General features: G+C 66.5%; 9 protein-coding genes and 1 pseudogene. All 10 read right to left on the bottom strand.

Features of this window, described 5'->3' with window-relative positions:
* Nucleotides 1–2 precede the first annotated feature (2 nt).
* The 10 genes and pseudogenes from ACK8CO_RS01305 to ACK8CO_RS01260 all read right to left on the bottom strand — a co-directional run bounded on the left by ACK8CO_RS01305 (nt 3) and on the right by ACK8CO_RS01260 (nt 13,654).
* Entirely contained in the window at nt 3–716 is a 714-nt protein-coding gene (locus ACK8CO_RS01305) for a hypothetical protein (protein ID WP_414897883.1), read from the bottom strand.
* A gap of 172 nt (nt 717–888) precedes the next feature.
* Nucleotides 889–2,157 carry a peptidoglycan-binding domain-containing protein gene (locus tag ACK8CO_RS01300; protein WP_414897882.1) on the bottom strand — a complete coding sequence of 423 codons (1,269 nt, stop codon included), beginning with the start codon at nt 2,155–2,157 and terminating at the stop codon, nt 889–891.
* 204 nt (nt 2,158–2,361) lie between these two features.
* The gene (locus tag ACK8CO_RS01295) at nt 2,362–3,744 is read right to left on the bottom strand and encodes a peptidoglycan-binding domain-containing protein (RefSeq protein ID WP_414897881.1); all 1,383 of its coding nucleotides are present in this window, start codon (nt 3,742–3,744) and stop codon (nt 2,362–2,364) included.
* Nucleotides 3,745–4,392: 648 nt separating this feature from the next.
* Nucleotides 4,393–7,098 (bottom strand): methyl-accepting chemotaxis protein, encoded by a 2,706-nt coding sequence (locus ACK8CO_RS01290; protein ID WP_414897880.1) that lies wholly within the window; start codon nt 7,096–7,098, stop codon nt 4,393–4,395.
* A gap of 54 nt (nt 7,099–7,152) precedes the next feature.
* A complete protein-coding gene (locus ACK8CO_RS01285) occupies nt 7,153–8,316 on the bottom strand; it encodes an ABC transporter substrate-binding protein (RefSeq protein WP_414897879.1) in 1,164 nt (387 codons plus the stop codon).
* Between the two features lie 175 nt (nt 8,317–8,491).
* On the bottom strand, nt 8,492–9,241 hold the full coding sequence (locus tag ACK8CO_RS01280) for an ABC transporter ATP-binding protein (protein ID WP_414897878.1): 750 nt from the start codon (nt 9,239–9,241) through the stop codon (nt 8,492–8,494).
* A pseudogene (locus ACK8CO_RS01275) lies at nt 9,238–10,091 on the bottom strand (ABC transporter ATP-binding protein). The gene ACK8CO_RS01280 and the pseudogene ACK8CO_RS01275 overlap by 4 nt, the downstream one beginning before the upstream one ends.
* Nucleotides 10,088–10,999, bottom strand: a complete 912-nt coding sequence (locus ACK8CO_RS01270) for an ABC transporter permease (RefSeq protein ID WP_414897877.1) — start codon at nt 10,997–10,999, stop codon at nt 10,088–10,090. Before ACK8CO_RS01270 ends, ACK8CO_RS01275 begins: the two are co-directional and overlap by 4 nt.
* Entirely contained in the window at nt 10,996–11,982 is a 987-nt protein-coding gene (locus tag ACK8CO_RS01265; RefSeq protein ID WP_414897876.1) for an ABC transporter permease, read from the bottom strand. Before ACK8CO_RS01265 ends, ACK8CO_RS01270 begins: the two co-directional genes overlap by 4 nt.
* A 76-nt stretch (nt 11,983–12,058) precedes the next feature.
* Nucleotides 12,059–13,654: an ABC transporter substrate-binding protein gene (locus tag ACK8CO_RS01260; protein ID WP_414897875.1), complete on the bottom strand. Its 1,596-nt coding sequence runs from the start codon at nt 13,652–13,654 to the stop codon at nt 12,059–12,061.
* Between the last annotated feature and the right edge of the window lie 71 nt (nt 13,655–13,725).

The raw sequence follows: 13,725 nt of genomic DNA, 5'->3' as shown, positions 1-13,725 counted from the left end.
GGTTACTGGTCCTCGGTTCTGCGGCGCAGACGGACCTCGCCGCGGCCGCCGGTCTCGGGCTGGAAATTCACGCAACTGGCGCTGCCGTCGCCCGCCAGCTCGCAGGTGATGATGCGCTGATGGATGTAGCCGCCGTCGGAGCAGCGCAGATTGCCCGGTTCACGCACCTCGAGCCGCTGGCGGTCGCCAGCCGTGCCGGGGGCGAGGAACTGGCCCGAGACCGCGCCCTGGCAGGTGGTGCCATTGGTGGCGGTCATCGTCTCGCGGCCGTTGCCCTGCCGGTCGAAGCACATTTCCCACTGGGTGTAATGGGTGATGCGTCCGGTCTGGATGTCGCGGGTGCGGAAATCGGAATCGAGCTCCCAGCAGCCGTCGAGCACGCGGATATCGCCGCGGTTCCAGATGCCGGGATCGATCCCGGCGCTGTCGGTGGCAGGGGGCGGGTCCTGGGCGGGTGCGGGCGGCACCGCCTCGCATTGCAGCGCGGCCAGTTCATTCTCGGTCCGGCGGATGTCGCGAAGGAGCGCAAGATTACGGCTGCGCAGCGTGTCGAGCCGGGCGAGGGCGGCGGTTTCTTCCTCGGAGCGGCAGCTTTGCGCGAACCAGCGCTCAAGCAGGGGAAGTTCGACACGGCAGGCGGCGAGCGCGGCATAGCCGGAGGCGCCCACGATCACCAGAAGTCCGAGCGCCATCGCAAATATCGCCGCACGCAGCATCTCAATCCGCCGTCATCAAACGCAGTGTCAATGCGAAATTATGCCTTGAGTTAATTGCATTTGCGGCATGGGGTCAACCGCCGCCCTCCGCCTGCCCACAGACGGCCCACCGCCTGCCCGGGTGCCGCCCCTGCCGGTTCGGGCAGGGGGCGGCCGTCCTGTGGCCAAGGGGTCACCGCAAGTTGAAGCTCGGCACGCCGGATCCCGAGGACGAGGTTCCGGAGTCCGACCCGGCAGGCCCCTGACCGCCCAGCGCCGTGCGCATGATCGCCACGCGTTCGCCGCTCTGGCTCGGGCGCACGGCCGGTTCGGCGCCCCGGTCGAGCGCGTCGAAGGCGATGTCGTACCAGCCCCGGGCCTGGGCCGGATCGCGCTGGGTGCCGAAGCCGCTGCGCAGATGGTGGCCGACCAGCTCGGCATAGGGCCGGGCGCCGGTGCCCACCAGCATCAGCGCCGAGGCCAGCGCCATTTTCGGGTCGTCGGTGCGGTAGCCATAGCCCAGGCAGATCGTCGCCGCGTCCGAGATCTGGCGCGGATCGCCCCCGATTTCCCGCACCCGCCGGTCGGCCGCTCCGGCGAGTTCGACTGCGGACTGGCTGTCGAGCCGGTCGATCTGGTCCTCCATCCGTTCGACCACCCAGCGGCAGTTCCGGGCAAGCGTCGCGTCGGTTGTGCCGCTGCCCGAGAGCAGGTTCTCGGACCGGCTCGAGGCATAGCTGCTGGCGCTGCAGAACTGTTCGTCGAGGGCCTGGCGGGCGCGGTCGGGATCGGTGATGTCGACCGGGTTCAGCACCGGGCCATTGGCATTGGTGACCATCTGGCTGCTGGTGCAGGCATTGGCCATCGAGGCATCGGCCTGGGGCAGATCGGGAAGGCTGCGGACCGGGCTCTGTCCGGTATTGCCCGACTGCACCGGGCAGCGGCCGGTCTCGCGGCAGTAATTGCCGCCGCGCATCTGGCTGGCATAGGCGCGCAGCAGCTCTTCGCCGTAGACCCCGGGATAGGCCGCGCCGCCGCCGGCCTGCGCCCAGTTATAGGCGCCGACCAGGGTCTGGCGCTGATAGGCGTCGAGCTGGCCCGTCGAGGGATACCCCATATAGCCCTGATAGCGCGAGATCGCGTCGCGGGTGCGGCGGCCCATTATGCCATCGGCACTGCCCGCCTCGTAGCCGAAATAGTTCAGCGCCTGCTGATCGGTCCGGATCGCCGGATCGGCCGCGCGCGGCTGCCGGGCCGGCGGAGAGGCGGTGCGCTGAGGCGCGGCGCTCGGCTGGGCGTTGCGGTTGTTGCCGCCCAGCCCGCAGCGGCCGGGATTGGCCATGCAGAAGAAGGCTCCGGCCGCGATCCCGAGCTTGACCACATCGCCGGTATCTGCCCGCACCGGCCCCGGCAGGCTCAGCGCCATGGCGGTGGCGGCGATCAGGAAACCCTTGGCTGTCATTACGTTGTCCTCCAACTGGCATTCGGCTGCCGAACGTGCTTGTGCCGAATATATTAGCGTATCGGCGGCGGGGGGCTACCGCCGAACTGCGCCGGAGGCGGCGACAGAAGCTGTCGTCGGCCGATGACTGCCCATTGTTCCGGGCCGGACCCTTTGAAAAACAGGGCGGGCGCGGCTTCGGAAGGGCTCTGCCCGCGCCCGGGATCAGTTTCCGATATTGAAGCTCGGCAGCGCGGAGGGGGCCGGTGCGGCCCCGGCGCTCGAGGCTCCCGTCAGCACCGGGGCGGGGGCGCCGCCTGCCAGGGCTGCGCGCATGATCTCCACGCGCTGGGCGCTCTGGCTTGGCAGAAAAACCGGTGCGGCGCCGTCATCGAGCGACGAGAAGGCGGTCTCGTACCACTTGCGCGCCCGCTCGGCATCTGCCTGCACGCCGAGCCCGTCGCGCAGATGGTGGCCCAGAAGCTCGGCATAGGGCCGGGCTCCGGCGCCGACCAGCAGCATCGAGGCGGCCAGAACCACGTCGGCTTCGTCGGTCCGGTAGCCATAGCCGAGGCAGACCTCGCCAGTCTGCACGAGCACTTGCGTATTGCCGTCCGGCGCGGCCTGCCGGATCTTCTGCTGCGCCGTTGCAAGCAGATCGGCGGCAGGGCGGGTGCCGAGCGCGTCGGTTTCGGCCGCCATGAAGTCGACCACCTGGCCGCAATTCTGCGTCAGTTGTTCATCGGTCACCTGGGCGCCGCTCAGCATGCGTTCGGTGGAACTCACCGCATAGGTGCTGGCGCTGCAGAACTGCTCGTCAAGCGCCTGGGTCGGGTTGACGATGGATGCCGGGCTGCGCACCGGCCCGCCATTGGCCGAAGAGACCATCTTCACGGTCTGGCAGTGATCGGTGATCGAACGGTTGCCGCTGCTGTCGGGCAATTCGAAGCCGGCCAGCGCGCCGCCTGTGGTCATCACCTGGGTCGGCAGCGGCGCGGCGTTTAGCGGTGGCATCGGTTGCGGATAGGCGGGCGCGGGCATGGTGCCGGTCGCGCCATAGCCTGTCTGGGGCGGCAGGCCATTGCCACCCGGATATCCCGGGGGCCCGCCGTAATTGTTCGGTGCCGGATAGCCGCCGCCCATGCAGCGGCCGGTTTCCTGGCAGTAATTGCCGCCGCGGGAATGGCTGGCATAGGCGCGCAGCAATTCCTGGCCCTGGATCCCCGGATAGGTCGCGTTGCCGCCCGATTGTGCCCAGTTATAGGCGCCGACCAGGGTCTGGCGCTGATAGGTGTCGAGCTGACCGGTCACCGGATAGCCCATATAGCCCTGATAGCGCGAAATCGCCGAACGGGTGCGCTTGCCGGTCACGCCATCGGCGCCGCCCGCGTCATAGCCGAAATAGTTCAGCGCCTGCTGGTCGGCGCGAACGGTGGGATTGCCTCTCGGAGGCGTCATTCTGCGCTGGCTTCCGGTCTGTCTGGACTGCTTGATGCAGCCGGTCAGGGCGCAAAGAATGGCGCCGCCTACGATCACCTTGCCGAGATCGTCGGCGTGCAGGCGCTCTGCTGGCAATGTCAGCGCAAGGCCCGAAATCGCTGTCGTCAATACCATTGTCCTGACAGGCATCGCATTTCCCCGTAATCAGCATTCAAAATCGTTTAAGCCTGATTATAGCGAAAAGCAGTCGTGGAATCTTCTGTCAAAAGCGGCGCTATTTCAGGCAAGTACAGGCGGGCATAGATTTTGGGCCGTCCGGCTTGAACTCCGGATTCTGGGGGCGCTGTCCCGGATGCGCCTGGCTTTCCCGAGGGCGATCCTGGCCCCGGGCCAGGCCTCGGCACGGTACCTGCCCGCATCGGCACGTCGGTGGCGGTAGCCCCGTACCGGTTTTCACCCGCGATCTGCGGAAGGGGGAGCCGCATCCGTCCTCCGCTCCGGTTGAGCGGTCGGGGCTTGCGCGCCCGTCCTCGGGTGTGTCGCTTCTGGCCCAGTATCTGGTGGCCCTGTGCTGGTGGCCCCGTGTCTGGTGGTCCGGTGTTTGCGGCGCGGTGTCTGGAAGCAGCGCTTTGGGCGGGCGCTCGCTTCGGTATCGACGTGACCTGTGTCCTGGCCATCTGTTTCCTCCCGCCGGTTGCGCGGCTCCCTTGCCCGGGCATCGGGAGGCACGTGCTCATGCGGGCCATCCGGCGGCCGGGGGCAGTCTGTCGCCTGGCCCGGGGCGCCGGGTTTCGGTTCCTTGTCCGGCGACGGGGATCAGAAATCCTGCCAGCCGCCATCATTGAGCGCGCGCTTGCCAGGAGCGGTCGGCACGCCAGTGTTGCCGGGGGAGGGGGCGGGCTTTGCGCGCTGGGCCGGTCGCGGATGGCCAGATCCCGGCGCCTTGCGTAGGCGGAACCGCGACACAAGTTGCTGCAGGCTCGACGCTTCCTGCTTGAGGGTGGTGCTGGCGGCAGTTGCCTCCTCGACCATGGCCGCGTTCTGCTGGGTCACCTTGTCAAGTTCGGCGACGCCGACATTGATCTCGCCCAGACCGACCGATTGCTCCTGAGCCCCGGTCGCGATGCCGCCGATCAACTCGGCAATATCGCCGACCCGCACGACGATTTCACTCAGAGCCGCGCCTGCGCGGTTGACCAGGGCAACGCCCGAAGCCACCTGATCGGAACTGGCCGAAATCAGGGTCTTGATCTCCTTGGCGGCCTCGGAGGAGCGCTGGGCCAGCGCCCGCACCTCGGAGGCCACGACCGCAAAGCCGCGCCCGGCCTCGCCGGCGCGGGCCGCCTCGACGCCCGCATTCAGCGCCAGCAGGTTGGTCTGGAACGCGATGTCGTCGATCACGCCGATGATCTGGTTGATGCCATCCGAGGATTTCTCGATTTCGGCCATCGCCCCGATGGCCTCCTTGACAACGAGGCCCGATTTCTCGGCATTGCCGCGCGCCTCGCGCACGACATCCTCGACCTTCGCCGCGCCATCGGCCGCCGCGCGGACGCTGGCCGTCATCTCGTCCATCGCGGCCGCGGTCTGTTCCAGCGTCGCGGCCTGGTTCTCGGTGCGGCGCGACAGATCGCCGGCCGCGCCGGAGATTTCCTCGGCACGGGAAAATATCTCGGTCGCGTTCTCGACCACAGAGCCGATCAGCTCGTTCAGGGTGTCGATCGTTGCATTGAAATCGGCGCGCAAACCTTCGTAATCCTCGGGAAAACGGTTTTCGAGCCGCGCGGACAGATCACCTGCCGACAGCGATTGCAGCGCTGCGGCGAGTTCGGTCACGACCGCGTTCTGTTCGCTCGCGCGGGCCTGCCGGTCCTGCTCGGCCTCGCGCTCCAGACGCTGCATGCGGTCGCGTTCGGCCAGTCCGTCGCGGAACACGACAAGCGCCTTGCCCATGCGGGCGATCTCGCCTCCGAAGAGGCCGAACCCCCTGACCTCGATCAACTCGCCCTGGGCCAGGCGCCCGGTCACGCGGGCGAGCCGACCTATCGGCGAGATGATCAGCAGCCAGGTCAGAAGCAGGGCAAGGATGAAGATGGCGACGCTGCCCAGAGTGACGAGATCCAGACGATCCCGCGCGGCCTCGGCCTCGGCGAGGATCGCGGCCCCGGCCGCCTTTGCATCCGCCATCGCCGCGCTGCCCTGCGTGCTGGCCGCCCCGGCGATCTCGCGCAGCCGTTCATAGGCCGACCGCGACCCGGCTTCGGCTTCGTCAAGGGACATGATCTCGACGCGATGCGTGGCCACAATCCCGGTTTTCGGGTCGGCATAGGCGGCAAGCCGGTCGAGCATGCCGCGCAGCTTGTCGGCCAGGAAAACCCGGTCGCTCAGCCCGGTCAGCCTGTCGCGGGCGTCGACGATCTGGGCCTGGGCGGCATCGGCATCGGCGATGTCCTTGGCCGTGGCCCCGAGATAGGATCGGGCGACTAAGGTTGTGACAGCAAGGTCGATATCGGCTGTGTCGCGGATCTGCTGCACCTCGTTGCCGAGCAGCCTGTGGATGGTGTCACGGTTGAAGGCGGCGGTGTTCTCGGCGCCGATCATGAGCTTGAAGGTCAAATCGTCAATCGCCGAGCTGAGGGCGATATTGCTGTCGTCGCGCAGCTTCATCACGTCTTCGATATAGCCGGCCCGGGCGCGGAAGCCGGTATTGGCCACATTGGCGAAGGCGGCTCTGGTCTCGGTCAGGACCGGCAGATAAAGCGGGATCGTTCCGGCCGCCTCGAGTTCGGCAAGCACGGTGTCGAGCTTGCGCAGGCTGGCGACGGCAATGTCGCGCAGGATCGTGGTCATGGCCGGATCCTTCTGTTCGGCGATGGCCAGCGCGACGCCGGACAGAAGATTGATCTCGGCCCGCGCCTGCAGGATCAGCGCGGTCGAATTGAAATCGGTATCGACCAGCGTTCCGAGTGTGTCCGACACGCTTTCGATGGTCCGGTCGCCTGCGAGATTCATGTCGCGGACCGCATCCTCGGCCATTTCGGCGAGCGCCTCGCGGATTTCTTTCACCGTCGTGGTGAAATCTGTCAGCTGGTCCTGCATCCGGTTCTGAGCGGCGAAGCGCCGGTCGATGGCCGTGCGCATCCCCGCGACCTCGTCCGAAAGCGCCGTCAGCATGGGCAGGAAGGTGGCTTTGTCCGCGTCGGGCAACTGGTTCACCGCCGCCACGATGTCCTTGCTTCCGGAGATAAAATCCCTGTAGCCGTCATCAACCCCCTGAAGGTCGTGCGCCATCAGCATCTCCGACAGGGCATCGCGGATTTCTCCGGTATTCTCGATCACGGTGATTCTGGTTCCTATGCCCGGCAACTCGTCGGTCATGAGCCCGGTGAGCGAGGCCGAGAGCGTGTTGAACACCATCGTGGCGATGACGATTGCCGCCGCCGTCATCGCACCCATGAGCAAGAGGACAGACGAGAATTTCAGCGCGATACTGCCGAATACCGTCGACAGGAATTTGAGCATGGGATCCCTCCGGGAGGTGGTTCAGAGACCTCGGGCCGCGAGGACCCGCCCTTGTCAGAATTTCGGATCGGACGCGGGCAGCGGCTCGAATGCGCCATCGGCGCCGATCCTGGTGAGAAAGACCTCGTCGAGGCCCTGATTGTCGCCGGGGCCGTAAGCGAATTGCAGGCCTCCGAGGTCGAATGTGCCGAGCTGGCCCAGCGCCGCGAGCATCCGGCTGCGATCGGCAAAGGGGCCTGCCTTTTGCAGGGCCCGCAGGGCGACGCGCCCGGCCAGGTAGCCTTCGAGCGAAACGAAATCCGGTCGGGCCGCGGCATCGATCTCTTTCAGAGCGGCCTGATATTCGGCCACGACCGGCAATGCGGCATCGCCGGGAAACGGCACGACCTGGCTGACGATGATGCCCTCGCCATCGGGGCCGAGCTCCTCGCTGAGCGCCCGCGACCCTACAAAGGAGATATTCACCACGGTCGGCCTGAAATCGAGCTTGCGGCCGACGCGGACGAATTCGGCGACCGGCTTGTAGGCCGCGACCATCACCACCGCATCGGGACGCGCCTTCCGGATGTTCAGAAGGGCCACCTTCACCGCCAGCGTGTTGCGCGTGTAATTGCCCTCGGCCACAAGCGTGAGGCCGCGTTTCTTCATCGCGCTGCGCACTCCTTCGAGCCCGGCCTGGCCGAAACCGTCATCCTGGTAGAGGATCGCGATCCGGTCCATGCCGAGCCTGTCCACCAGATAGGCGATCCAGGCTTCGGTTTCGGCATCGTAGCTGGCGCGGATATTGGTCACGTTGTCGATCCAGGGCGTGCGCAGGAAGCCGGCCCCGGTCAGCGGGCCGATCACCGGCATGCCCGCCTTCGCCGAAAGCGGCTGGGTCGCCTTGGCCGTGGGGGTTCCGACCTGGCCGATCAGTGCGAGATGCCGATCCTCGGAGAGGATCCTGTCGACGGCGGCGGCCGAGCGGGCGGGTTCGTAACCGTCATCGACGCTGTCGAGCACGACCTTGCGGCCATGTATGCCGCCGGCACGGTTGGCCTCTTCGAAGGCGGCCAGCAGGCCCAGACGCATGCCCTGACCGAGCGCGGCGGCGGGTCCTTCCAGGGCGGCGATCTGGGCAAATCGGAAAGCCGGCCGGTCGGTTCCGGAGGCGGCGATGGCCGCGATCGGCGGGCCGAAAAGGCTGGCCAGGACTGCGATGACAAAGACAAGGCGCATGACGTGCTCCGGTACCGGACGGGTCCGGTTCGAAGCTCTAGCTGTCCCTGCGTTAAGATGAGGTGAGCAGGCACCCCGGAAATCGCCGTCGTTTCCCTTAAAGTTCGAGAGAACTTCAGGCGATTTCCGGGCCGGGTCGGGCCGCGGGCAGGGGGCTGCCTTATCCGTCCCGGCTTTAGCCGGTCGAGGCCTGCAGAAGCGCGCGGGTATAGGGATGCGAGGGCGTCATCGCCCGCATCTCGTCGACGCCCATCACCTCGACGATCTCTCCGGCCTTCATCACCGCGATGCGGTCGCACATATGGGCCACCACCGCGAGATCGTGCGAGACCATCAGGAAGGTCAGGTCATGCTCGGCCCGGAGGTCGGCCAGCAGGTTCAGGATCTCGGCCTGGACAGAGACATCGAGCGCCGAGGTCGGCTCGTCGAGCAGCAGGATCGAGGGCTCGGGCGCGAGCGCCCGGGCGATGGCCACGCGCTGACGCTGGCCACCCGACAGCTGGTGCGGATAGCGGAAGCGGAAGGCGGGGCCGAGGCCGACATCGTCGAGCAGCCGCACGATCCGGGGCTCGACATCGCGAAACCCATGCAGATGCAGGGTTTCGGACAGCACCTGATCGACCGACTGGCGCGGATGGAGCGAGGCATAGGGGTCCTGAAAGACCATCTGCACGCTCTTGTAGAAGTTGCGGTCGCGGCGGTGGCCGGACCGGACCGGATTGCCGTTCACCGCCATCCGCCCCGACCAGTCGGGCGCAAGCCCGCTCAGCGCGCGCATGATCGTCGACTTGCCCGAACCGCTTTCGCCGACCAGCCCGAAGCTTTCGCCATGGCCGACACGGAAGCTTGCGCCCCGGACGGCATCGACCCGGTCGCGGCCCTCGCCGAACCAGACGCTCAAATCGTCGAAGAACAGCGCGCTCATGCCGGCCTCACCGAAGGAGCCTCGGCCCAGGCCGGATCGCGGCGCAGCACCTCCAGCCGTTTCTGCGGCGCATCGAGCCGGGGCAGCGAGTTCAGAAGGCCCCGCGTATAGGGGTGCCTGGCTTCGTGCAGCCTGTCGGCCGCGCAGGTCTCGACCACGCGGCCCGCATACATGATCAGCACCCGGTCGCAGAAATCGGCGACGAGATTCAGGTCATGGCTGATGAAGATCAGTCCCATCCCGCGCTCCTGCACCAGCTTGTCCATGATCTGCAGCACCTGGGCCTGGACCGAGACATCGAGCGCCGAGGTCGGCTCGTCGGCGATCAGCAGCTCGGGATCGGGGATCAGCATCATCGCGATCATGATCCGCTGGCCCATGCCGCCCGAAAGCTCGTGCGGATGGGCGCGCATCACCCGCTCGGGATCGCGGATCGAGACCGCGTCCAGCATCTCGAGCGCCCGGCGCCTGGCTTCGGCCCGGCTGCCCTTCTTGTGCACGCGCCAGGCCTCGATCAGCTGCTCGCCCACGCTCATCACCGGGTTCAGCGAGAATTTCGGATCCTGCATCACCATCGAGATACGCTCGCCGCGCACCTTGCGCATCTGGGCCTCGGATTTCTGCATCAGATCCTCGCCATCGAGCCGGATATGCCCGGCGGTGACCTGCCCGGGGGCCGGATCAGCCGGAGGATCGAGCGCCCGGTCATCGACTTTCCGGAACCGCTTTCTCCAACGATACCAAGCCGTTCCCGGCCGAGCTTGAAGGAGACGCCGCGCACCGCCTCGAACATGCCGGTGCGGGTGGGGAAGCGGACCCGAAGGTCCTCGACATCCAGAAGATGGGTCATTTCTCTCCCTTCGGGTCCAGCACGTCGCGCAGCCCGTCGCCCAGCAGGTTGAAGGCCAGCGACACGGTGAAGATGGCAAGCCCCGGCATGGTGGCGACCCACCAGTGATCGAGGATGAAGCGGCGGCCCTCGGAAATCATCGCGCCCCATTCGGGGCTGGGCGGCTGCGCGCCGAGGCCGAGAAAGCCAAGACCCGCCGCAGCGAGGATGATCCCCGCCATGTCGAGCGTCACCCGCACGATCAGCGACGAGATGCAGAGCGGCCAGATATGGCGCGTGATGATCCGCACCGGCCCCGCGCCCTGCAACCGCACCGCGCTGATGAAATCGGCGTTCCGAAGCGTCAGCGTCTCGGCCCGGGCGATCCTTGCATAGGGCGGCCAGGCGGTCAGCGCGATCGCCAGCACCGCATTCTCGATGCCTGCCCCGAGCGCTGCCACGAAGGCCAGCGCCAGCACCAGCCGCGGGAAGGCCAGGAAGATGTCGGTGATCCGCATCAGGACCATGTCGACCCAGCCGCCGAGATAGCCCGAGAGGGTGCCCATGATCAGCCCGGCGAGCGGCGCGATGAGGGCGACCAGGGTGACGATGTAAAGCGTGATCCGCGAGCCGTAGATCAGCCGCGAGAGGATGTCGCGCCCCAGCGAGTCGGTGCCCAGCGGATGGCCGGGCGTTCCCAGGGGCAGAAGCCGCGCAGAAAGATCCTGATGGAAGGGATCATGCGGCGCGATCCAGGGCGCAAGCGCGGCGATGGCCAGCAGCGCGACCAGGATCGCGAGCCCGAACATCGCCATCGGATTGCGGCGGAAGGCCAGCCAGCCCTGATAGAGGCGCGCCAGCCGCGCCTGTCCCCGCGATTGCGGCGCATCGGTCAGAAGCCAGGCGCGTAGTCCGGTCGTTTCGGTCATTTCGCCCTCGGATCGAAGACCTTGTAGAGCAGGTCGGAAAAGACATTGAGCAGCACGAAGGCCAGACCCACCACAACGGTGCCGCCCAGAACCGCGCTCATGTCGGCCGAAAGCAGGGCGTTGGTGATGTAGGAGCCGATCCCCGGCCAGGCGAAGATGATCTCGGTCAGCACCGAGCCTTCCAGAAGCCCGGCATAGCTGAGCGCGATCACCGTGATCAGCTGCACCCGGATGTTGCGGAAGGCATGGTTCCAGATCACCGCGCGCTCGCTCAGGCCCTTGACGCGGGCGGTGGTGACATATTCGGCCGACATCTGCTCGAGCATGAAGGAGCGGGTCATGCGGCTGATATAGGCGAGGCTGTAATAGCCCAGCAGCGAGGCCGGCAGCACGATATGGCTGAGCGCGTCGCGAAAGACCGTCCAGTCGCCCGCCAGCGCACTGTCGATCAGGATCATGCCGGTCACGGGCTCGATCATGCCGTCATAGAAGATCGACAGCCGCCCCGGGCCTCCGACCCAGCCCAGAATACCGTAGAAGACCAGAAGCCCCATGAGCCCGAGCCAGAAGATCGGCATCGAATAGCCCACCAGCGCGACGACGCGCGCGATCTGGTCGATCCAGGACCCGCGCCGGACGGCAGCCAGAACGCCCAAGGGCACGCCCAGCAGCACGCCCATCAGCGTGCCCAGCGTCGCCAGTTCCAGCGTTGCCGGAAAGACCCGGGCGATGTCTTCCGAGACGGGGCGCGCGGTCAGCAGCGAGGTGCCGAAATCTCCCCTCAGAACATCCTGTAGATAAAACCAGAACTGCACCAGCAGCGGCCGGTCGAGGCCGAGCTCCTGATAGACCCGTTGATAGACCTCGGGGCTGGCGCGTTCGCCGACGATGGCCAGGACCGGGTCGAGGGGCATCACCCGGCCGATCAGGAAGGTGACGAACAGAAGGCCCAGCATGGTGATCGCGACCGATCCCAGCGTCATGCCCGTCCGTTTCACCCAGCGGGGAGGGAAGGGCGCGCGGCCGCGCCCGTCCTGTGCATTGCCGGAGACCGACATGCTACTTCGTCACTTTCCAGTAGCTGGCATCGGCGATCGCCTGCCCGGTGGTGAAGCCCTGGACAGTGTCGCGGATGCCGTCCTGCTCGATGTTCTGGAACATGATGGCGAAGGGCGAGGTCTCGCGGAACCTGGCCTGGATCTCGTGATACATCTCGACCCGTTTGGCGGTGTCGCGCTCGGTCACGGCGGCATCGGTCATCTCGGTCAGACCGTCCGCATCCCAGGAGTTCCGCCAGGCCAGGATGCCCGCATTCTGCGCCTCTTCCGAATTGTCGGGGTTGTAGGCGAAGGTCGAGGCATTGGTCTGCGGATCGGGATAATCGGGGCCCCAGGTGCCCAGATAGACATCGAGATCGCGGGCACGGTACTTGGCCAGGATCTGCTTGCCGGTGCCGACCTCGATATTCAGCTTGATCCCGGCCTGGGCGAAGGTGTTCTGCATCGACTGGGCGATTTCCATCCGCTCCTGAACGTCGCGCACCCCGATGGTCAGATCGAGCCCGTCAACGCCCGCCTCGGCCAGCAGCTCCTTGGCCTTCCCGACATCGAGCGAGAACGGGTTGTCCCTGACCGCGCCCAGATAGGTCTGCGGCAGGAAGTTCTGCTGGATCGTCCACTGCCCCTTGAGGAAGCTGTTGGCCATGCCCTCGTAATCGACGAGATATTTGAGGGCTTCCAGCACCTTCGGATCCTGCAGCTCGGGGATCTTCTGGTTGAAGGAGGCATACATCAGGTAGCCCTTCAGCTCTTCATGGATCCGGACGCCCTCGGCGCCGTCAAGCCCCTGCACATCCTGCGGGTTGAGGTTGCGCGCGACGTCGATATCGCCACGTTCCAGCAGCAGCCGCTGGGTCGCGCTTTCGGTGATATGGCGCACGATCACCCGCTTCATCGCGGGCGCGCCCTGATAGAAATCGGGATTGGCCTGCAGGGTGACGGATTCGTTCGGTTTCCAGGCCACCAGGCTGTAGGCTGCCGAGCCCGCCGCATGGGTCTTGAGCCAGTCATGCCCCATGTCGCCATCGACCTCATGCGCCATCACCGTCTTCTTGTCGAGGATCGAGCCGATGGTGGCGGTCAGGCAGTTCAGCACGAAGGAGGTGGCATAGGCCTTGTCGGTGGTGACGGTCAGCCTGTTGCCCTCGGCCCGGATCGTCTCTTTGATATTCTCGGGCGTGAAACCGAACTGGGTCAGAAGGAAAGAGGGCGTGAGGTTCAGCAGAACCGCCCGGCGCAGCGAGAATTCGGCATCCTCGGCGGTCACCGGGTTGCCGGATGTGAAGGTGACGCCCTCGCGCATGGTGAAGGTGATCGACCGGCCGTCCTCGCTGACCTCCCAGCTTTCGGCCAGATCGGGCTGGTAGCCGGCCTCGTAATCGAGCGGATCGAAATTCACCAGCCGGCCATAGACATTGCGCAGCACGTCGCCGCCGGCGAATTCGAAATTCTCGGCCGGGTCGAGCGTGGTGATGTCGTCGATCCGGTTGGCCACGACCAGCATGTTGGCGGGGGTCTCGGCCCAGAGCGCGGGGGCGGTGGCGATGAATGTCGCGCTCAGCGCGGCGCCCGAGAGCAGCCTGGCGAAAGTGGTCATCTTGGTCGTCCTCTCTGTTGGTCTGTTCTTATGTCGTTGCGCGTCTCATGGCGTGGCACGGGGCCGCCGGT

The organism is Rhodovulum sp. HP10, from assembly GCF_047553435.1.
In the GTDB taxonomy this organism is placed as follows: Bacteria; Pseudomonadota; Alphaproteobacteria; order Rhodobacterales; family Rhodobacteraceae; genus Rhodovulum.
Note: the sequence above shows the minus strand (reverse complement) of the source record. Positions and strands in the feature narration are given on the sequence as shown.